The sequence below is a fragment of the Labilithrix luteola genome (assembly GCF_001263205.1).
Taxonomy (GTDB): domain Bacteria; phylum Myxococcota_A; class Polyangia; order Polyangiales; family Polyangiaceae; genus Labilithrix; species Labilithrix luteola.
Genome location: NZ_CP012333.1, coordinates 11,748,411 through 11,768,598 on the forward strand (window position 1 = coordinate 11,748,411; position 20,188 = coordinate 11,768,598).

17 protein-coding genes and 1 pseudogene are annotated in these 20,188 nt (G+C 65.2%); 8 read left to right on the forward strand and 10 right to left on the reverse strand.

Annotated elements, in window-relative coordinates:
- The first annotated feature begins 195 nt into the window (after positions 1-195).
- The gene (locus tag AKJ09_RS54020; RefSeq protein ID WP_169928662.1) at positions 196-2,181 is read left to right on the forward strand and encodes a hypothetical protein; all 1,986 of its coding nucleotides are present in this window, start codon (positions 196-198) and stop codon (positions 2,179-2,181) included.
- Positions 2,182-2,333: 152 nt separating this feature from the next.
- Complete coding sequence (locus AKJ09_RS50655) at positions 2,334-4,655, forward strand: hypothetical protein (protein ID WP_146655065.1); 2,322 nt, start codon at positions 2,334-2,336, stop codon at positions 4,653-4,655.
- 6 nt (positions 4,656-4,661) lie between these two features.
- Here AKJ09_RS50655 and arsS read toward each other — a convergent pair whose 3' ends face one another.
- Together arsS and AKJ09_RS50665 are read right to left on the reverse strand one after the other, a co-directional pair.
- Positions 4,662-5,675, reverse strand: coding sequence for an arsenosugar biosynthesis radical SAM (seleno)protein ArsS (gene arsS, locus AKJ09_RS50660; protein ID WP_146655066.1), 1,014 nt, complete (start codon positions 5,673-5,675; stop codon positions 4,662-4,664).
- A 27-nt stretch (positions 5,676-5,702) separates the two neighbouring features.
- On the reverse strand, positions 5,703-6,527 hold the full coding sequence (locus tag AKJ09_RS50665; protein ID WP_169928663.1) for a sterol desaturase family protein: 825 nt from the start codon (positions 6,525-6,527) through the stop codon (positions 5,703-5,705).
- Between the two features lie 57 nt (positions 6,528-6,584).
- On the opposite strand from AKJ09_RS50665, the gene AKJ09_RS50670 reads away from it, so the two are divergent.
- Positions 6,585-7,466, forward strand: a complete 882-nt coding sequence (locus AKJ09_RS50670; RefSeq protein WP_146655068.1) for an MTAP family purine nucleoside phosphorylase — start codon at positions 6,585-6,587, stop codon at positions 7,464-7,466.
- Here the strand turns inward: AKJ09_RS50670 and AKJ09_RS50675 are convergent.
- The 3 genes from AKJ09_RS50675 to AKJ09_RS50685 all read right to left on the reverse strand — a co-directional run bounded on the left by AKJ09_RS50675 (position 7,427) and on the right by AKJ09_RS50685 (position 10,465).
- Positions 7,427-8,116, reverse strand: coding sequence for a TIGR04282 family arsenosugar biosynthesis glycosyltransferase (locus tag AKJ09_RS50675; RefSeq protein WP_146655069.1), 690 nt, complete (start codon positions 8,114-8,116; stop codon positions 7,427-7,429). The genes AKJ09_RS50670 and AKJ09_RS50675 overlap by 40 nt on opposite strands.
- Positions 8,113-8,817: a TIGR04283 family arsenosugar biosynthesis glycosyltransferase gene (locus AKJ09_RS50680; RefSeq protein WP_146655070.1), complete on the reverse strand. Its 705-nt coding sequence runs from the start codon at positions 8,815-8,817 to the stop codon at positions 8,113-8,115. Before AKJ09_RS50680 ends, AKJ09_RS50675 begins: the two co-directional genes overlap by 4 nt.
- A gap of 184 nt (positions 8,818-9,001) precedes the next feature.
- Positions 9,002-10,465 (reverse strand): hypothetical protein, encoded by a 1,464-nt coding sequence (locus AKJ09_RS50685; protein WP_146655071.1) that lies wholly within the window; start codon positions 10,463-10,465, stop codon positions 9,002-9,004.
- A 232-nt stretch (positions 10,466-10,697) separates the two neighbouring features.
- On the opposite strand from AKJ09_RS50685, the gene AKJ09_RS50690 reads away from it, so the two are divergent.
- Complete coding sequence (locus AKJ09_RS50690) at positions 10,698-12,746, forward strand: hypothetical protein (RefSeq protein WP_146655072.1); 2,049 nt, start codon at positions 10,698-10,700, stop codon at positions 12,744-12,746.
- Positions 12,747-12,840: 94 nt separating this feature from the next.
- On the opposite strand, the gene AKJ09_RS50695 is transcribed toward AKJ09_RS50690, so the two are convergent.
- Entirely contained in the window at positions 12,841-13,620 is a 780-nt protein-coding gene (locus AKJ09_RS50695; protein ID WP_146655073.1) for a hypothetical protein, read from the reverse strand.
- Positions 13,621-13,648: 28 nt separating this feature from the next.
- On the opposite strand from AKJ09_RS50695, the gene AKJ09_RS50700 reads away from it, so the two are divergent.
- The 4 genes from AKJ09_RS50700 to AKJ09_RS50715 are packed head-to-tail and all read left to right on the forward strand — an operon-like array spanning position 13,649 to position 17,109.
- A complete protein-coding gene (locus AKJ09_RS50700; protein WP_205634006.1) occupies positions 13,649-14,341 on the forward strand; it encodes a class I SAM-dependent methyltransferase in 693 nt (230 codons plus the stop codon).
- A complete protein-coding gene (locus tag AKJ09_RS50705; protein ID WP_146655074.1) occupies positions 14,338-15,021 on the forward strand; it encodes an ArsR/SmtB family transcription factor in 684 nt (227 codons plus the stop codon). Before AKJ09_RS50700 ends, AKJ09_RS50705 begins: the two co-directional genes overlap by 4 nt.
- Positions 15,018-15,968 (forward strand): PLP-dependent cysteine synthase family protein, encoded by a 951-nt coding sequence (locus tag AKJ09_RS50710; protein WP_169928664.1) that lies wholly within the window; start codon positions 15,018-15,020, stop codon positions 15,966-15,968. The genes AKJ09_RS50705 and AKJ09_RS50710 overlap by 4 nt, the downstream gene beginning before the upstream one ends.
- A gap of 1 nt (position 15,969) precedes the next feature.
- Complete coding sequence (locus tag AKJ09_RS50715; protein ID WP_146655075.1) at positions 15,970-17,109, forward strand: cysteine desulfurase family protein; 1,140 nt, start codon at positions 15,970-15,972, stop codon at positions 17,107-17,109.
- A 1-nt stretch (position 17,110) separates the two neighbouring features.
- On the opposite strand, the pseudogene AKJ09_RS54605 reads toward AKJ09_RS50715, so the two are convergent.
- The 4 genes and pseudogenes from AKJ09_RS54605 to AKJ09_RS50730 form a co-directional block, all read right to left on the reverse strand.
- Positions 17,111-17,556, reverse strand: a pseudogene (locus AKJ09_RS54605) (PLP-dependent transferase).
- A gap of 59 nt (positions 17,557-17,615) precedes the next feature.
- Entirely contained in the window at positions 17,616-17,966 is a 351-nt protein-coding gene (locus tag AKJ09_RS54610) for a PLP-dependent transferase (protein ID WP_205634008.1), read from the reverse strand.
- A gap of 16 nt (positions 17,967-17,982) precedes the next feature.
- A complete protein-coding gene (locus AKJ09_RS50725; protein WP_205634009.1) occupies positions 17,983-19,296 on the reverse strand; it encodes an MFS transporter in 1,314 nt (437 codons plus the stop codon).
- 9 nt (positions 19,297-19,305) lie between these two features.
- On the reverse strand, positions 19,306-20,031 hold the full coding sequence (locus tag AKJ09_RS50730) for an MBL fold metallo-hydrolase (protein ID WP_146655076.1): 726 nt from the start codon (positions 20,029-20,031) through the stop codon (positions 19,306-19,308).
- Positions 20,032-20,188 lie beyond the last annotated feature (157 nt).

Genomic DNA, 20,188 nt, shown 5'->3' on the forward strand with positions numbered 1-20,188 from the left:
CACCTGCCACCACTCGTTCTCGTCTGGCTCGAGAATGAGTTTCCCATTCGCCGCCGACAGGATGACCACCACGGCACTGTACCCCCCACGCCACCGGCAAGGAGCTCTATTCCACGACGCGTCCTCGCGACGTGCAGGGCGAATGTCGATTCGGCTATCGCGACCGGCGGCGGTATAGGACGATGGTCGGTCACGATGGCCACCACTTCGCAGCGCTTGCATCTCATCCTGGCTCTCTTCCTTTCGACCGGCGCGTTCGTCGTCGGCTGTTCGAGTAGCGACGAGACGGCGTCAGGCAGCGGCGGCCCCCAGAGCGAACAGGTCGATGCCGGTGGTGGCGGTGCAAACGCTCCCGACGCCCCTCAGTCGCCCGAGACGACCGGCGAAGGCTGTGGAGGCCTCAACGCTCCCGCGTGCGGGAATGGTCAGAAGTGCAAGGTTGGCAAAGACTGCCAATCGCTGTCGTGCCAGGGCGGGATCTGCGCCGCTCCGAACGCCACGGACGGCATCAAGAATGGCGACGAGACCGACGTTGACTGCGGAGGCTCGAGCGGCAAGGCGTGTGCGGACAATGCGGGATGCGCCGCGCCGGCCGATTGCGTGAGCCTGGTCTGCAAGGGATCTCACTGCGCGCCCCCGTCCTCCACGGACGCGGTGAAGAACGGCGACGAGACGGACGTCGACTGCGGTGGTTCCTCGACGAATGCCAAGCGATGCGATGACCTGAAGGCGTGCAAGCTCGCGACCGACTGTACGAGCAAGGTGTGCACGGGCAACGTCTGCCAGGTGCCGACGAGCACGGACAATGTCCAAAACGGCGACGAGACGGACGTCGACTGCGGTGGTTCCTCGACGAACGCCAAGCGGTGCGACGACCTCAAAGCCTGCAAGCTCCCGGCGGACTGCGCGAGCAAGGTGTGCACGGGTGATGTCTGCCAAGTGCCGACGAGCACGGACAATGTCCAAAACGGCGACGAGACAGACGTCGATTGCGGTGGTTCCTCGACGAACGCCAAGCGATGCGACGACCTCAAAGCCTGCAAGGTCGCGACCGACTGCACGAGCAAGGTGTGCACGGGCGACGTCTGCCAGGTGCCCACGGGTACGGACAATGTCCAGAACGGCGACGAGAGCGCCGTCGACTGCGGCGGTACGAAAACCGGAGCGAAGCGTTGCGACGCCGGAGTCACGTGCAACGGCCACGACGATTGCGCGAGCAACGGCTGCGCCTACAACGGCGTGTGTGCGGTCGGACGGAGCTGCACGCGACGACTCGGTGGTGAAACCTGCGGAGCCGGCGAGGTTGGCGAGGCCGGGGCGGCTCACGAGAGCTGCTGCGCGACCGCCAAGGTGTCGGCGACGTCCCCCGTGCGCATCGACAAGTACCACGTGACCGCCGGCCGTATGCGCGCGTTCATCGAGCGCACGGGAGGCAACGTGAAGAGCTTCGTCGGCGGCCTCGGCACCGCATGGAACGCGGCTTGGACCCCCTACGTTCCCAGTGACGCCACCACCGCCGACGCGATGCTCGGGTCGTTCTGGTTCGGTGCTCCGAACGACGCTGACGCCACCCCCACCGCGAACCAGTGGTCGAAGCGATCGTGCGCTCCGGGATCGTTCGGCGGTCACACGTACTGGACGCCGGCGAACGGCACCGATTTTTCGAGTTTCACCGTCGACGATCTCGACCCCAAAGCGCTCAACTGCGTTGGATGGCACTTGCTCAAGGCATTCTGTGCCTTCGAGGGCGGGCGCCTCGCCACGTCAGACGAGCTCATCAAGGCGTTCACGAACGTGAACACGACGACGTATCCCTGGAACTGGACCGATATACGCCCGTGGGCCGGTCCTGGAAATCAGGATCAGTACGGACGCCTCAATCACAAGTTCAGTTACGGATATCCGGGAGCTGCGCCACTGAATGGTTCGGGCACCGTGCGCGACATCGCGTGGTACGTCTCGCCTCCGGGGCGCTTCCCGGGAGGCCTGAACAAGAACGGCGTCGAAGTCGCCGGCAATCTCCTCCACTGGACGAACAACGCGGAATATCAATTCCTGTGGACGATCTCGTGGGAACAACACGGCAACACGAGCCCGTCCACGCAGGATTGGAAGAGCGCGTGGCCGGGCGAGCCGAACGGCTACTACGCCCTCGGCGGCCGATGCGCTTACGACAAGTGAGTTAGGTCTTCCACAACCAAGGAGGTGCCATGTAGGCGACGGCGAGCCGGGTCGCTGCAACACGCGACACATCGATGGTCAGCGCGCACCAAAATGGCGGCACGCTGCATTCCGTCGCTTCGGAGGAGCCTGGCCCGGTTTACGGTGAACGGGTGAAGTCCTCGACGCTCGCACGGACGCTCGTTTCGCATCGCTGGTGTACGCCGACTCTGCTGCTCGGGCTGCTCGCAACCGGGTGCAGCTCGTCCGACGGACCGGCAGCAACGGCGCCCTCCGACGCCGCCGTCTCCGAAGGCGACGCCAGCCCGCCCGCCAAAGCGAACGGCGTGAAGGACGAGGGCGAGACCGACATCGATTGCGGCGGCGGCGCACCAGGTGTTGCACGATGTAGCGACGACAAGGCGTGCCTCGTCGCATCGGATTGCACGAGCGGGTACTGCAACCCTCAGAACATTTGCCGAACGCCGACGGGGAGCGACCAGGCGCGAAACGGCGACGAATCCGACGTCGACTGCGGTGGCGCCACCACGAATGCGCCGCGCTGCGGGACCGACAAGCACTGCAACGCGAAAGCGGACTGCGAGAGCGCTGTTTGCGGAGCGGACGGCCTCTGCGATGCAGCCACCAGCAGCGACACCGTTCAGAACGGTGACGAGTCGGACGTCGACTGCGGTGGCAGCACCACGAACGCCCCTCGCTGCGAGGTCGATATGAAGTGCAAACGGGCGTCCGATTGCGCGAGCCTCGTCTGCGGCGCGGACGGGCTTTGCGATGCGCCACTCGGCACCGATTCAGTGAAGAACGGCGACGAGTCCGACGTCGATTGCGGTGGCACGACCACCGGTGCGCCTCGATGCGGGACCGACAAGACCTGCAACTCGGAGGCAGACTGCGCGAACAAGATCTGCACGGCAGGCAAGTGCGCGGCTCCCCTCTACACGGACACCGTCCAGAACGGCGACGAGACCGACGTCGACTGCGGCGGTGACGGTACGGTCGCCCACGCGTGTGCGACCGGGAAAACGTGCAAGGTCCACTCCGACTGCTCCTCGAACGGTTGCGATTTCGACTTCAAGTGCGCACCGCGCCCGAGCTGCACCGCGAAGGACGGCGGAAGCACGTGCCGCAAACCGGACGGGACGATGGAGAGCTGCTGCAAAGCGATCTCCATCCCGCCTGGCAAGATCGGCACGACGACGATACCGGCGTTCACCGTCGACAAGTACGTCGCCACGGCAGGCCGCATGCGTGCATTCCTCACGCGAGTGAACGGCAACGTGCGGGGCTACATCGAGACGAACACGCCTTCGTGGTGGGATCCTCGCTGGACGCCGTGGCTGCCCATCTCCTTCAACGGCCACGTCGACAACGACTACGCCAAGCCCGTCGCCAGCACGACCGTCTCCGGTTGGAGCCCGGGCGAGTACACCGTGAGCGGCAACAACGCCGTCACGACCGTGGCGGCCCACGATCTGGTGGTCACGAACATCAACATCGCGAGCGCATGGGCGCAGGTCGCCGGCGGCGTCATCTACGACCAAGGCAGCCAGGGCTGTACGATCGGCACCGCAGGCGTGGGGCACCCGACCTACGACGTGCCCGTCACCGACGCGGTGAACATCTACGGCGAGAATTATGCGCGTTGGATGAGCACCGCCGCCCTCGATCAGCGCCCGATCAACTGCACCAACTGGCCCGTGCTCGCGGCACTGTGCGCATTCGACGGCGGCCAGCTCATCTCGGTCAACCAATTCAACTTCATCTACGACGACGATGGCTATAGCGCCGCGACGAGCACCACGACGCGCTCGACCTACCCCTGGGGCTCACCGCCGACGCTGACCTGCTCCGGCGCGATCGCGACGAACGGCGGCGCCTGCTGCAAGACGAACGCGCTGAACGCGGACGGCACGTGCGTGAGCGCCGGTGGAACGTGGTCGAGCGTCGCGGGCTACGATCCGATCAACAACCCCCACCCCGGCGGATACGCCACCGTGGGCGGCATCTGGACGAAAGTAGGGACGGGCCGCGTCGGGTTCTCGACGAGTCCATGTCCCGATTGCGTCGACGATTTCGTCAACTGGCGCTTCAACTGGCAAGATCCGAACTGGAGCCCGTGGACCGCCGCCGATCCGAACGAACAGGTGCGGCGTTCGCGTGATCAATCGTATTTCATCTCGCCCCCCGGAACGTTCCCGAAGGGCGCGAGCCGCATGTTCAACGGCAACGCCGAAGATCGCGTCCAGGACATCGCCGGTCTGGTCTTCGAGGCCGCGTCCCTCGCGAAGACCGCATCGAACGGCAAGTCCATCATGACCTTTGGCGATGCCGACGCGAGCAACGACATCGCCGTCAGCGTTCCAGCCATCGCCACCGGCGGGACGGGCTCGTGGGAAGGCCACGCCATCGGGAGCGCCGCGGGCTATCCGCTTCCGGCCAAATACGGAAAGATGGGCGTGCGCTGCGTTTACTGAATCGCATCACGTCAGCGCGCCAGAACAACTCGATCCCGCCCCTGCGGTGCAACCGAAGCAGTGCGCGCCGGTCACGATGCGCCGTCGTTCGAGATCGCCGAAGTCGTCGATATCCCAAATCGTGATCATCCGCTGCGAGGGAAGGCGCGCAGGCAACTCGAGCATCTGGTTGAAGTCGCAATCGTACAGAGTCCCGTCGTAGCCCACGCTGACGAGGGAGCGGCACATGAGCCCCTCCACGTTCTGCACGTTGAAGTGGCGTACGAGCAAGGACATGTACTCGTCGTAGCGGCCGTCCCGTAACAGGGCCTGCGCGAAACGGCTAATGGGCATGTTCGTGATCGTCAGCAAGCGATGAAACGAAATGCCAAATTCGCGCGCCAGCTCCTCGTGATACTTCGCTTCCAGCTCTTGCTGCGGAGGCGGCAGGAACGGACCGACCGGGTTGTAGACGAGATCGAGCGCCAGCCGGGATCCGGGCTGGCCGTAGCCGAGCGAGTTGAGGATGCGTAGCGCTTCGATGCTCTTGTCGAACGCGCCTTTGCCTCGCTGCTTTTCGACGTTTGGCTTCCCGTAACAGGGCAGGCTCGCCACGATCGCGACTTCGTTCTCGGCGAGGAACTGGGGAAGGCCCTCCATGCCGTCTTCGAAGAGCACCGTGAGATTGCATCGATCGATGACCTTGCGCCCAAGGCGGCGCGCCTCGGTGACGAGCCATCGAAACGACGGACACAGCTCGGGTGCCCCGCCGGTGATGTCGACGAGCGAGACGTCCGGGCTGCGCGCGAGGAGCTCCATGGCGCGCTCGGCCACGGCGTTCGACATGATCTCGGTACGCTTCGGGCCGGCGTCGACGTGGCAGTGGTGGCAAGCCATGTTGCACAACTTGCCCACGTTGATCTGCAGCGTCGTCACGCGGGTAGCCTCGAGCGCATGGATTCCATACGCCGCAAGCGCCCCCTCGAAGTCTTGGGCTCCGCAAGAGCCCGATGACCAGATACCGATGCTCTTGTTCGCCATGGCCCCCTCTTTCTCGCATATCGGAGGTTACGCCAACGGAGGTGCTTTTCGCATCGGGAGCAAGAGCACGTGCACTGGCCCCGTTGCTTCGTCGACGGGAGGCTGCGACGGAATGCCGATCCGAATGCCATCCTGCGCGGCGATGCGCCGCGAGCCATGCAGGCGATCCCACACCGAGAGGACGACGCCCCAGTTCGACGAGAGGTGCTCTGCCTGATCCGAATGGTGTGTACCGTGAAGCGTGGGGGTGATGATGACGTTCGACAGGGAACGTTCGAGCCATTCCGGCAGGCGCATGTTCGCGTGATGAAACGTGGCAGCGAGCTGCAGCGCGCCTTCATAAATCACGATCTCGCGCGGCGTCACGCCGAGCGCCGCGACGAAGACTCCGATCACCGGAATCGACAGCATCAGCTCGCCGAAGTGGAATCGAAACGCCGTCGTGACGTCGAGGTCGGGATCGACGTGGTGCACCGCGTGGAAGCGCCAGAGAAATGCAATTCGATGATTCGCGCGATGCCACCAGAAGAACACGTAGTCGAGAAGCACGAAGGCGACGGCGGCGTGCATCCACGCGGGCATGTGGACCTGTCCGAGGAGCCCGCGACGCATCCACGGAGCGGCGACCAGCACCATCGCGGGCAAGACTGCGAGACGTCCGGTAAGGGCTCCGAGCGCTCCCACGATCGCGTTCGCTGGATAGCGACGTAGGCGGCGCGTCGTACGATGCCGCAGTGGCGCATAGGCCTCGAACGCGAGCGCGAGCACCGCGACGACGGCAATCGCCGGCGCGGCGACGCGGTCGAGGATCGCGAGCGCATCGTCCCCCGCTCTTGGGAACCACCATGGCATTCGCCGTGGAGTAGCATCGCGCGTGCCGTAGGACAGGTCGTCTGCTAGAGCGCTTGGATGCTCGGCATCATCGGCGGTACGGGGCTCGGTGAAGCGCTGTTCGGCGAAGCGTTCGGCGAGGAACATGTCATCGACACGCCGTTCGGCGCGCCGAGCAGCCCGGTGCGTGTCCTTTCGTGGGGCGACACCAAGGTTGCCGTTCTTGCCCGCCACGGCGATGGCCACACACTCCAACCGTCCCACGTGCCCTATCGCGCGAACATCTTCGCTCTGAAGAAGCTCGGGGTGACCCAGCTGCTCGTGAGCGGTGCCGTCGGCTCGCTACGCGAGGAGATTCGCCCGCGCGACTTGGTCGTCGTCGATCAGCTCATCGATCGGACTTACCGGCGAATCCCAACGTTCTTCGACGAGAGCATGGCCGTGCATGCGGAGTTCGCGGAGCCGTATTGCCCTTGGCTGCGTGAGCGCGTGCTCGCAGCATCGAGCTCCGCTATCGACGCGAAGGTGCACGAACGCGGCACCTACGTATGCATCGAAGGCCCTGAGTTCTCGACCGTGGCGGAGGCGAGGATGCATCGCGCACTCGGCGCAGACATCGTGGGCATGACCGCTCTCCCCGAAGCGCGGCTCGCGCGCGAAGCCGAGATGTGCTGCGCGCTCGTCGCTATCGCGACCGACTACGATTGTTGGAGACCACATCCAAGGGGTACAACCAAGCAGACGTTGCTCGCGGAGATCATCGGTCACGTGAAGGCGGCGACGGAGAACGCCGTATCGGTACTTCGCCGCACGATCTCGGACCTTGCGAACCGACCGCCCGACGTGTGCGCCTGCTCATCGGCCCTCGAGCTCGCGATCTGGACGCGCCGCGACCGCATCGACCCCCGCGCGATTGCCCATTACGGCCCGCTGGTCGACAAGTACCTCGGCCCAAAGTGATCTTCGCGAAGGGCTAGGACGCGCGCGGTGCGCGGGGCAAGCTCCGGCGCGTCTCTCAGCGCGACAGCCAGGCGTTCGAGGTCGGCAGGCTCGTCGACGTCGTACGAACGCGACAGCTCGCGCACGCTGAGTCCAAGCTCGGCGCAGCGCCGAAGCGTCTGCGTGAGCACGTGGGACGTGCTCCAAGCAACGTCGTGGAAGAGGCGCGACTCCGCCACGCGAGGCGCGACGAGGTAATAGCCACCGTCATCGGCGGGACCGACGAGCACGTCTTCCTCGAGCGTCGGATCGAAGAGCGGAAGGTGCGGACAGTCCGTCCCGACGATCACCGCACGCGCGCCAGCGTCTGTCGCGAACAGCTCGCGCATGGCGTGCGAAAGGCGGGCGCCGAGGTCCTCTCCCTTCTGGAGAGCCGTGGTCCATCCTCGGGGGAGACTTGGTCGAACGAGCTCTTGCACGTCATGGCCCTCGCTCGGCGCCACGAAGACGATACGCACCGCAGCAGGCAGGGCAGCAAGCCGCGCGAGCGTGTCCTCGAGCATCGCGCGCTGCAGCTCGGCGACCCACTCGGCGGGATGGTGCGCAAGGAGCCGCGTCTTGCAGCGACCTGGGATCGGCGCGCGCGCCATCACGGCGATGGCGAGCCTCATGCTGCAATCCCTCGACGCCGGACATCGCGGTAGAAGCGCGCGAGCGAGTGCGCGCTCACGCCAAGCGAATACATCACCTGGAGCAGGGTCCAGACGAAGAGCGTCATCAGTGGAGCCCGCTCGAAACGCCGCGCGCTCACCTTTGCGACGACGTCGTGGAGATACGCGGTGCGATGGCTCCTCTCGAGCCGGCGAACGAACTCGTAGTCCTCGAGTATCGGAAGGTCGCGGATACCCCCGAGCGCGAGGTACGCAGAGCGGCGTACGAAAATGGCCGAGTCTCCATAGTAGACGCGCAGCCAGCGTCGCCGCACATGGTTTGCCCACGTGAAAAGGCGAGCAGCCGCCGATTCCGGCTCGAACCGCACGAAGAAGTTACCGCCCGCAACCGCCGCGTCTCTCAGCGCACTCTCGATCGCGACGCGCGCCTCGGGCGGAAGTCGCACGTCCGCATGCAGGAAGAGGAGCACGTCGCCGCTTGCCGATTGTGCACCGGCAGCGAGCTGTGCCCCGCGGCCCTTCGGTGCGTTCACCACGCGCGCACCATGGGCCGCCGCGATCGCGGCCGTCCCATCCGGACTCCCCGCGTCCGCAACGATGACTTCATCGGCAATCCGAAGCGCGCTCGCCGTCGCCTCGGCGATCTCGTCGGCTTCGCACCAAACAGGAATCACGATCGAAAGCAGAGACCTCTTCGCCATCGCGCCCGCCCTGCCCACGGTTCTACGCGACGCCGGCGCGCCAAGCCCTCAAAACGTGCCGCGACACGTCGCCGCCCAGCCCTAGGTCCTGCTGAATCAGCGAGCCGGGAGCCCTCCCCGCCCGCGCATAGGCCGAGCACGGGCTTGGGGAGGCGGCGGGCGAAGTCCAGGGCGGAGCAACACCTTACTGATCGAGCAACACCGCGAAGATTCGCTGTCCGGCGTAGATATGCCCATTGACGATGTACCGCGGATTATCGCCCTTCGTGAGCTCGTAGGTATTCGTCCCAGGCTTCATCTTCGGCTGCCACTTCCCCTGGGCGTCCTGCTCGTAATAGAGCTCCACCATCATGCGCGCCGGCTGGTCGGGCTTGTCCTGCTTGTAAATCTGAATCCGGTACATCTGCTCGGGCGGAATCTTGACCCCGATCTCCGCCATGTGGTCCTTCAGCTCGAGCCAGTTGAAGCCGTCGCCTTGCCCGAAGTCGAAGCCGTCGATGGAGCAGCCGTTGCGGAATGGCATGCGTGACTGGCCCGAGCAGCGGTTTCCAACGCAGTCGTCCCCCGCCCACCAGGAGGCCGCGTCCGTCTCTCTGCCCTTGAGGCCCCAGTAGCGATCGCTGTCCTGACCGATGACGGCATAGCCCGGCAGAAACGACTCCGCGGGATAGTAAGCCTCGCTGCCTCCGGGCCAGATGGTCCGCGTCGAGGCGATGATGGCGCTCGATTTGTTGATGACCACGCAGCGTAGGTCGCTGTCCCAATCCTTGTAGGCGAGCCGCAGGTCCGCGGGCGGCGCCGGCTGATCCTTGCGCTGAGGAAACGTGATCGGCTGAGGCTTCGGAACGTAAACCTTGCCTGTCGGATCGATGTGCAAACCGAACGTCACGCCGTTGTAGGCGCCTTCGGGCCAATTCGCCTTCGAGGGATTGAAGAGCTCGAACGACGCATCGCCGCCCGCGTTCGCCGTGAAGAGCCAGGTCGGACGAATGCCAACGTCGTCTCGGAACCAGTAGCCATAACGGTAGCCGGGCCAGGTGGTGTAGACCCACATCTTCTTCTGGCCTTGGTACTTGGCGACCTCGGCAGAGATGTCTTCTTGAATGGGCCAGCCTTTGTTCTGCCCATTCACCGTCACAGTGGGTTCGGAGTGGCCCTTCACGATCGGGGCGTAGACCAAGTCGTCGGTCACGCACGGAATGTTCGGGATCGCGTAATTGCTGTCGACGGCCCAATAGTCGCCACGATCGTCCATGGGGAAGGTCTTCCCCTGATGGGCTTCCGACACGACGTACCTCTTGGGAAGCGCCGTGATGACCTGATAGTCCTCGCTGACGACGGTCTCCTGACCATCGGCCCCCTTCTCGTACCGCGCGAACTTGACGTCGCCGACTTTGCGGATTTGGTACGTGTCGTAGGCCTTGTCGTCGAGGATCGAATAGCCGTCCCGGGTGGCATTCGGGCAGTCGGTCGGAACGTGGCTCGGCGCTCCTTGGCTAGGACCACTGCCACCGGACGTACCGCCGCCAGGCGTACCGTTGCCCGTCGTATCGCCGCCACCACCTGGGCCAGACGAGTCCGAGTCGCTCCCGCAAGCGGCGACGATCGTGGAAAGAAGCAAGAGTGCAAGATTGTATCGGCTCTTCATCGAGGTCTCCCGCCGAGGGCGCGTCTCTTCGGAGGGGCTAGTTATCCGTGGGGCCCTGGTCCGTGTCGAAAAGCGAGCCACCCCACGAATCGGTGGGAGCGTGCCTGACAGGCGGCGACGCCCGACGAGACACGCTCTGGTCCGAAGCGGTGGACGATGTGCGAGGCCCGCTCCCGACGAGGATGCTGCCAGCGGAGTTTTCCCGCTCTGCCACATGACCTAGCATCGCGACGTGCGCCGTTCCCGTTCGCAGCCCGCTTCGCTCGCCTCTGTTCTTCTCTTCCTCGCCGCGTGTTCCGCCGCGTGTTCCGGCTCCTCGGACGGTGGCGTCGATGACACGTCGCCTACCGGGACGGAGGCCGGCGCCGGCAACAGTCCGTCGAATGAGTGCACGGCGAACTGCGAGCCCGACGGCGGACTCGCCCCCGCCGCGTCGTGCCTGAAGGACAGCGATTGCTCCACGGACTATTGCGACTTCGACTGCAAAGCGCCGCCGCCCAACGTCCACTCCGACGGCCGCCGCAACGGTGGTGAAACGGGAGTCGACTGCGGTGGCACCGCCGACGTGGCGTGCGCCAACGGCCAGGGCTGCAAGACGGACAGCGACTGCACCGGGGACTATTGCGACGGCACGATGTGCGCGCCCGCTCCCGACAACGTCCACTCCGACGGGCGGCGTAACGGCGGCGAGACAGGCGTCGATTGCGGCGGCGCGGCCCCAACCGACTGCGCCGCCGGTGGAGCCTGCAAGACGAATGACGATTGCCTCGGGCTCTGTAACGAGCTGTTCGTATGCACGGCGCCGAGCCCCACCGACGGGAAAAAGAACGCCGACGAGACAGACGTGGACTGCGGCGGCGCCACTGCGGACAAGTGCAAACTCACCAAGACGTGCATTGCCGATACCGATTGCGCGCTCGGCTATTGCAAAGACTCCAAGTGCGCAACGCCGGCCGTCGACGGCGTCAAGAATGGCGCCGAGACCGATGTCGATTGCGGCGGCGGCACGGTGACCGAAGACGCCGTCAGCTACACGGCCCCCCGCTGCAAAGACGACGGGCTCTGTGCCGTCGACTCCGACTGCGTGACGAGCGCCTGCTCACCGGGCGGCGTGTGCGTCGCGCCCTCGTGCGATACCGCCGAGACGGCAGGCATCGTCACGTGCGGCTCGGGCGAGGTCGGAGACGCCGCCAAGGTGCACGAGACATGCTGTAGGTCGCTCGTGTTGCCGACCCGGACCACGCGCCGGCTCGACCGCTACGAGATCACCGCGGGTCGCATGCGCACGTTCGTCGATGCCGTGGGGCCCGACGTCCGCTCCTGGGTCAACGCCTACATCACGGCGCACCCCACCTCGCCCTTGGATGCGACGGTTCCCTCGCAGCTCGCGAAACTCAAAACCATGGACGCCGAGGCCATTGGCTTCTTCCCAGCGCAGCTGCACGGCGCCGAATTCAACTTGGTTTCCGCCTTCGCGCTGGACGCCGATCCCTACGATGGCATTCGCGGCTGCTACAACGGCGCGGGCTCGTACGGTGCCAATACGTACTGGCAAGAGCCGACCAATCTCGCCGACTACGGAATTCCAGCACGCACGATTGCCCGTTCGGAGTCCGATCAGAAGAGCATGAATTGCGCGATGCCGATCATGTTCATGGCCTTCTGCGCTTGGGACGGCGGCGAGCTCGCACTTCTAGCCGATCACAACGACGCTTGGCCCACTACACAGGCCTATCCCTGGGGCACGACCGACATCAAGCGGCCGAACTACAACTGGTGCAACGGAGGCTACAAGACCGGCGGCTTCACCTGCCAGGACACGACGACCTTCCCCGCCACTGCGCAGACGATTGCCGGCGTGTTCTACGAGTGGCCGCGCGGGCAGGATCCGGCCAACGACGAGGAGATCTGGATCGCAGCGCCGGGCCGCTTCCCAAATGATGCGACCTCGCGCAAGAGCGTGACGAAGAACCTCCCCTGGCAAGATCTCTACGCGAACCTTGGCGAGTACACCGGCGATCTCGCGGCGCCGACGCCAACCGGCACGGATGCCCTCCAAAAGGGTGACTTCTGTGACTTCACCGCGGGCACGGTTGCCGGCGGCACGTCATGCACCGACAGCAAGAAGCCCGGACAGACCGGCACGTACTTCAAGGGGGTCCCGACGGTGAAGATGTCCGGCCACAACACCTGGGAAGGCCACACCGGCCGCAACGGCACCTACGTCGCGACCTTCCAATATGGAAAGTTCGGCGCCCGCTGCGTGCGAGCCGCACAGTAAGCCGATGTCGCTCGACTTCGATCTGACGAACTTCTGCTCACGTTGTCCGAAGTTCGACGACGGCTCGTAGACGGCAAGCTGCGAAGCGGGCCGCTCAGCGCGCTGGCGATGGAATCGCCGTGTACGTCACTTTCGTCAGACTCATTCCTGCGTCTTTGACGAGAGAGATGGCGACGAGGTCGACGTTGTCCGTCTTGATATCGAACTCGAAATGCCCGGCACCTGGAGCAACGACGTCCGGCTGACCATAGTCGATCACGATGGGGACTTTGTTCCAGTGCCACGTCCAGCCTCCGCCTTTCGTGTGCACCGCGAAGCAGGCCTTCAAGAAGTCGGGCGGGGTACGGTCGAACGCAGAAAACTCGACCTGCATCGTGTCTACGTATCCGACATCCTTGGGATGCGAATCCGTGTTCGCCACCTGGTTGTAGAACTCCTCGTTTTCTGGCGCACACGGTTCAGGTACGGAATTCACGAATTGCGAGAAGAACGTACCGCTAAACAGCGGGTCCCTCCCTGCAGCGACAGGTCGCTCGGGAGCGGAGAAATCGAACGAGAACGTGGAAATTTCCCGACTGTGAGTCGCCCAATTGCAATGCACGACGAAGGTCTGCGTAGCCTGCGGGGCGACTCCCGATGCGACCGGCTCAGAAGCCGATTCCGACGTCTTACCTCCGCAGCCGCCCGTCATCGACAGCCCCAGCAGCCCAGCGATCCCCGCGCACGCGCCAAGGCCCGTGCGCACATGTCTTTGGCGAGCTCTCACGCATTCTCCCGGATAGCTGCTCCAACGACTCCGCGAGGCGCAGCTTGCCTCGTCGCGCGGTCGACATTCAACTCGAAACTCCAGTTCTCCTTGCTCCGGCTTGCGCATTCAAGCGACTCGTTGAAGACTTGAGCAAGTGAAGCCGCCGTCATCCCCTTCCCCGAACCAAGCTCCGGCGTTTGCAGCTGTCCTCGACGATTCTCACCCGCACCCCGACGAGAGGCGAGCGCACTGGGAGAAGGTCTTTGGCGAGAAAGACGAAGCCGAGGTTTCGTGGTTCCAGACGAGGCCGGCCATGTCGCTCGACTTCATCCGCAGAACGGGCGCGAACCCCAGCGCGAAGATCGTCGACGTCGGCGGTGGCGCGTCACGCCTCGTGGATGAGCTCATCGATGCCGGTTATGCGGACATCGTCGTCGTCGACATTGCGGCGGCTGCACTCGCCAAAGCGCGAGCTCGGCTCGCGGAGCGCACAGGCCGAGTGCAGTGGGTCGTCAGCGACATTGCGCAGTGGCAGCCCGAGGCGGCATTCGACGTCTGGCATGACCGCGCGGTGTTCCACTTCATGGTGCAGCCCGAAGATCGCGACGCGTATCTGACGACGATGCGTCGCGCGCTCAAGCGCGGTGGGCACGCCATCATCGCTACGTTCGGGAGCAACGGGCCGGAGCGATGCAGCGGCCTCGTCGTCCAGCGCTACGAGCCTGAAACGCTCGAAGCGGTGCTGGGCCCGGATTTCCGGCGCATCGAGAGCATGCACGAGGAGCACGTCACGCCCGCGGGCAAGGTTCAGGCATTCCAATTCAGCTTGTTCGAGCGCGTCCAATGACAACGACACCCGAGCGCCGATTCAAAGACGCCATTTACGAGCAATTCGCTCGACTGGGCAAAGCCGTCTCCGCGCCCAAGCGGCTCGAGCTGCTCGACGTGCTCTCGCAAGGGCCACGCACCGTCGAAGAGCTCGCCGAGCAGGCGAACATCTCCATCGCCAACGCCTCGCAGCATCTTCAGGTGCTCCGCGCAGCGCGCCTCGTCGATGCCGAAAAGAAGGGCCTCTATGTCGAATACCGTCTCGCGGGAGACGAGGTCGGGCGCTTCTTCCTCGCCCTGCGCGGGCTCGCTTCGACGCGCTTGGCCGAGGTCGACCAGGTCACACGCGCGTATCTCGAGCGGTCAGGCGCGATGGATCCCGTAGACAGCGACGAGCTGATGCGACGCGTGAAGGCCGGCGAGGTCACCGTGCTCGACGTGCGGCCACCCTCCGAGTACCGCGCTGGACACATCCCGGGCGCGCTCTCGATTCCAATCGACGAGCTGAAGAATCGCCTCAAGGAGCTGCCGAAGAATCGCGAAGTCGTCGCGTACTGCCGAGGGCCCTATTGCGTGATGGCCGTGGAGGCCGTCGAGCTGCTCCGCAAAAAGGGTTTCAAGGCTCAGCGCATGGAGGAAGGCGTGGTCGACTGGCGTGCTCGCGGCTGGCGTGTCGCCACCGAGGGCGCTCGCCCGTGAGCTTCGCGCGAAGCATCTTGCAGAGCATCGGCCGCACACCGCTCGTCGCGCTCACGCGGATCGGCGGAGAGTTGCCGGTGCCCGTGTTCGTGAAGTGCGAGCACATGAATCCTGGAGGCTCGATCAAGGACCGCATCGCGCTCGCCATCGTCGACGACGCCGAGCAACGCGGTGTTCTCGGTCCTGGAGCCACGCTCGTGGAGGCCACCGCCGGAAACACCGGCGTGGGGCTCGCGCTCGTCGCGGCAGCGCGAGGCTACAAGCTCGTTTGCGTGCTGCCCGAGAAGATGTCGGTCGACAAGCGCGTGGCGCTGGCGTCGCTCGGCGCGAAGGTCGTCGTCACTCCGAACGCACCGCCGTCGAGTCCCGACAACTTCCGCAACGTCGCGCGACGCATGGCGGACGAGCACGGGTGGTTTCTCACCGATCAGTTCAACAACCCCGCCAATGTGCGCATTCACGAGGAGACCACCGCTGCGGAGATCCTGGAGCAGACGCGCGGACGCGTGGGCGCATTCATCGCCGGCGCAGGAACCGGCGGCACGATCAGCGGCGTTGGTCGACGTCTCAAGGCTGCCCTGCCCGGCGTTCGCATCGTCCTTGCCGATCCGGTCGGCTCGGCGCTGGCCGATTGGGTCGAGACCGGCCAGCTAGGACCGGATGGAAGTTATGCCGTCGAGGGGATCGGCGCGAGCGAGGCGCCGGCGAACCTCCATCGCGAGGTGATCGATGCCGCCGAGCGCATCACGGACGACGAGAGCTTCGCCATGACCAAACGCCTCGTCCAAGAAGAGGGGCTGCTTGTCGGAGGCTCGGCCGGTACGAACGTCGCCGCCGCATTGCGCGTTGCGGCGCGCGGCAACCTCGATGGGCCGGTGGTCACCGTATTGCCCGACTCGTGGGATCGCTATCGCACCAAAGAGTGGATGCAGGACTGGGCACGCTGACATGACGAACGGCCCCATTTATCTCGATTACAACGCGACGACGCCTCTCTTGCCCGAGGTCGTCGACGCCATGCTCCCCTACCTGCGCGAGCATTTCGGCAATCCCTCGAGCGGGCACGTGTACGGCGCGCGGGCTCGAAATGCCGTCGACCACGCGCGTGAGCAGGTCGCAACGCTCCTCGGTTGCGAGGCCGACGAGATCGTCTTCACGTCGGGCGGCACCGAAGCGAACAACCTCGCCATCCGTGGAGTGACCGAAGCGTTCGAATCGAAGAGCCACGTGGTCACGACGGTCATCGAACATCCGGCCACCGCGCGCCCCTGCATGTGGCTCGAGAAGCACGGCCGCAGTGTGACGCGCATCGGCGTCGACGGCGAAGGTCGTGCGCGCCTCGACGAAGCGCGAGAGGCCATCGACGGCGACACGGCGCTCGTCACCGTGATGCACTCGAACAACGAGACCGGCGTGCTTCAACCCATCGCCGAGCTCGCTCGCCGCGCACACGACGCGGGAGCATTGATTCACACCGACTGCGCGCAGTCGCTCGGCAAGGTACCGGTCGACGTACGCGAGCTCGCCGTCGACCTGCTCTCGGTCGCCGGCCACAAGCTCTACGCGCCGAAAGGCGTTGGCGCCCTCTACGTGAAGCGCGGCACACCGCTCGTTCCGTTCGCACTCGGCGCGAGCCACGAGCGTGGACTGCGCCCGGGCACGGAGAACGTGGCGTCGATCGTCGGGCTCGGCGCCGCGTGTGAAGCCGTCGGACGAGATTTGGAATCGGCTGCCGAACGCATGAAGACGCTGCGCGAGCTCCTCTGGGAGAAGCTCGCGAACGATATCCCGAGCCTCGCTCTGAACGGGCATCGCGAGCTCCGCTTGCCGAACACGCTCAACCTTCGGTTCCCACGGATCTCCGGAAGCGCGCTGCTCGAAGGCGCCCCGGAGATCGCCGCGTCGACGGGCTCCGCATGCCACGAGGGCCACGAGAGCGCCTCCGCCGTGATCCTGGCCATGGGCGTCGAACCGGAAGAGGCGCTCGGCTCGGTGCGTCTCACACTGGGCCGCAGCACGACGGACGACGATGTCACCCGCGCAGCAGATGCGCTCGTGAAGTCCTGGCGCCGCCTTACGCGCGATTGATTCAGGCGTCGAGCGCTCGAGCGAGGTCCGCCCAGAGATCGTCCGAATCTTCGAGGCCGACCGAGAGGCGCACCATTCCGTCGCTGATGCCACGGCGGCTTCGCTCCTCCGCGCTCAGCCCGTGATGGGTCGTGGTGATGGGCTGGGTGACGAGGCTCTCGACGCCCCCCAGGCTCGGCGCAATCGAAAGAGCTCGAGACGGTCGACGACCGCTGCTGCCGACTTGGCATCGCCTCGAACGACGAAGCTCCCGCCAAAGCCGCTCATTTGCCGCTTCGCGAGAGCATGCTGCGCGTGCGAGGTGAGGCCCGGATAATTCACGCGCTCGACGCGAGGGTGCTCGGCCAAGCGCCGCGCAAGGAGCCCCGCGCTCTCGTTATGAGCCCTCACGCGAACGACGAGCCTGCGCAAGCTGCGTGCGAGCAGGTAAGCCACCTCGGGGGCCATGGTCTATCCGAGGTTCTTGCGCCAGGTCCATATCGGCTAGAGCAACTTCGCAGAGCCAATCACCACGCCACCGGTGAGATCGCTGTGTCCGCCGAGATGTGGTCGCCGGCCTTGCAGTACGACAAGAAGGCGGCCGACTCGGCGGCCATCCCAGATCCGAAGACCCAGGCGCTCTCGCCTCCCTCGATGCTGGCGAGCTTCTCTTCGACCGAGCGAAGCGTAGGATTGAGCCCATAGCGCGTGTAAAGGTTCCCGGTCGCTCGGCCCTCGACCACGTCGAGCACGGCCTGCGTATTCGGGAATGCGAACGTCGAATGCGCGTACCGGGGCGTGTGAATGGCCCCTCGCGAATCGAGCGCGTCGCCTGCATGGATGCATCGGGTGGAGAGCCCTCTCGTATTCATCGTCATCGTCTCTTCCCTCTCGTCAGCGCGTATCGCGCGATTCAGCCCATCCCACGGCCGACTCCGCGCGATCGGGAATCGCCGATAGGGGCGGTCGCAGGGTCTCCGTCATTCGCAAAGCCACGGCCAGCCCCGAGACGAACGTCAGCGCCGGGCCCAGCCACATGGCGCGTGACAACCCAAATGCGTCGGCCACGAGGCCGGCGGCAATGGCGCCAACCGCATATCCGATGTCGCGCCAGAGGCGATAGACTCCAACGGCGGACGCGCGCCAGCTCGCGTGGGCAACGTCACCGATCGCCGCAAGCAGCGTTGGATAGACCATGGCGGTGCCAAGCCCGAGGAGGGCGGCGCCAACGGCGAATCCCGAAAATCCATTCGACAGAATCAACGTCACGAGCGCCGAGGATTGGAGCCACTGGCCGGCGACGATCAGCCATTTGCGCCCGATTCGGTCCGAGAGGGCGCCCGTGAAGAGCTGCCCCAAGCCCCAGGTCGCGGGATAGATCGCGGCGAGCACGCCGATCTGCTCGAGCGACATCCCGGCATTCGCGAAGAACAACGGAAAGAGTCCCCACGCCATCCCGTCGTTCAGGTTGTTGACGAGCCCCGCCTGGCTGATGCTCGCCAGATTCTTGTCGGCAAAGGTGGCGCGCCGGAAAATCTCGCGCTGGCTCGGCGCGTCGTCCGGACGAAGCTTGCCTTGCAGGTTGGACTCGACAGCGACGTGGTGCTTCGTCTCGTGCACGGCGACGCTGGAGAGCAGTAGGCCCGCAACGACGAATCCAACGCCGAGATAGAACGGTTGGGGGCGCAGGCCGTAGTGGGCGGCGACGAATCCCGTCGCGAGCGCGCTCGCCGCCACCGCGAAGTATCCGGCAAACTCGTTCAGCCCCATCGCCAAGCCGCGTTTCTGGGGGCCGGCGAGGTCGATCTTCATGATCACGGTGGTCGACCACGTCAGCCCCTGGCTCACGCCCAGCAAGGCATTGGCAACGAGCACCCACGTCCAGCTCGGAGCCCACATCAGTAGGAACGGGACCGGACTGGCGACGAGCCATCCGCCGATCAGCACGACCTTTCGGCCGAAGCGGTCGGACAGTCGTCCGGCGAGGTAATTCGTCGAGGCCTTGGTGATACCGAAGACGACGATGAACGATAGCACCGCGCTCTTCGCGGCGAGGTGGAAGACCTGCTCCGCGATTGGCGGCAGGATCGTGCGCTCCATGCCGACCATCGCCCCAACGAAAGCATTGACGACGACGAGCAGCGCGAACTGCCCGAGGTTCTCGCGGAGACCGAGCCGAACGTCCTTGACGATGGGCACGACGGACACGACGGGCCTCTAGCGTCCTCGGTTGAGGCGCAGAATCTCGTCCATTCCTGCCGGCTTGGGCGGCACGGCGGCGAGCGCCTCGACGAATTCGCCCCTCGACTTGGCAAGCATCGGATTCCAACGTTTCTCGAAGGCAATCGTGCTCGACGGTTTGCCGCTCATGTCGGCGCCACACATCGAGCCCGAAAAGTGGCCAGGGTAAATCTCGAGCTGGTCCGGCAGCGTGAGAAGCTTCGCGTGAATGCTGTCGTACAGCTCGGCCGCGTTCTCGCGTGCGCGTCCCGGGAGGTCAGGGCGGCCGACGGCGCCCACGAAAAGCGTATCTCCGGTGAGCACGAACCAGGGATCAAAGCCCCGTCGCAGGTCGGTCACGACGAGGCTGATGCTCTCGGGGGTATGCCCCGGCGTATGGATCACGCGGACACGCGTATTCCCGAGCTCGACCTCCTGCCCGTCGTGGAGCGGCGCGAAGGGCACATCGACGTCGGCAGACGCGTGCAGACAATACGCCGCCTGAACCCTCTTCGCGAGCTCGGGCCCGCCGCTCCGATGGTCGGCATGGACGTGCGTATCGATGACGTGCGTGATCCGCATTCCCTTCGAGGCCGCGAATTCGACATATGCGTCGACATCCTCCTCATGCGCGTCGACAACGGCGCACTTGCCCACGCTGCCGCAACCGAAGAGGTACGCCGCGCACCCAGTCTCGAAAGAATAGTAGGGCTTGAAAATCATCGCTAACACCTCCGCGCGCTGGACGCGCAAGCCCCCGACCGAGCCCGCCGATTCGGCGACTCCCAGCACCTGAACGCTCTTGGACCTAGACGAGGCCACAGCTCGGTCCTCGAACCGCCCTCGGCCCGCACTACGTCACGTCTTGCGCTCAACTATT

Coding starts and splice junctions, on each gene's coding strand:
- AKJ09_RS54020 (WP_169928662.1), top strand. CDS start 196: ATGGCCACCACTTCGCAGCGCTTGCATCTCATCCTGGCTCTCTTCCTT.
- arsS (WP_146655066.1), bottom strand. CDS start 5,675: ATGGCGAACAAGAGCATCGGTATCTGGTCATCGGGCTCTTGCGGAGCC.
- AKJ09_RS50665 (WP_169928663.1), bottom strand. CDS start 6,527: ATGCCATGGTGGTTCCCAAGAGCGGGGGACGATGCGCTCGCGATCCTC.
- AKJ09_RS50670 (WP_146655068.1), top strand. CDS start 6,585: ATGCTCGGCATCATCGGCGGTACGGGGCTCGGTGAAGCGCTGTTCGGC.
- AKJ09_RS50675 (WP_146655069.1), bottom strand. CDS start 8,116: ATGAGGCTCGCCATCGCCGTGATGGCGCGCGCGCCGATCCCAGGTCGC.
- AKJ09_RS50680 (WP_146655070.1), bottom strand. CDS start 8,817: ATGGCGAAGAGGTCTCTGCTTTCGATCGTGATTCCTGTTTGGTGCGAA.
- AKJ09_RS50685 (WP_146655071.1), bottom strand. CDS start 10,465: ATGAAGAGCCGATACAATCTTGCACTCTTGCTTCTTTCCACGATCGTC.
- AKJ09_RS50695 (WP_146655073.1), bottom strand. CDS start 13,620: ATGCGCAAGCCGGAGCAAGGAGAACTGGAGTTTCGAGTTGAATGTCGA.
- AKJ09_RS50705 (WP_146655074.1), top strand. CDS start 14,338: ATGACAACGACACCCGAGCGCCGATTCAAAGACGCCATTTACGAGCAA.
- AKJ09_RS50715 (WP_146655075.1), top strand. CDS start 15,970: ATGACGAACGGCCCCATTTATCTCGATTACAACGCGACGACGCCTCTC.
- AKJ09_RS54610 (WP_205634008.1), bottom strand. CDS start 17,966: ATGACGATGAATACGAGAGGGCTCTCCACCCGATGCATCCATGCAGGC.
- AKJ09_RS50730 (WP_146655076.1), bottom strand. CDS start 20,031: ATGATTTTCAAGCCCTACTATTCTTTCGAGACTGGGTGCGCGGCGTAC.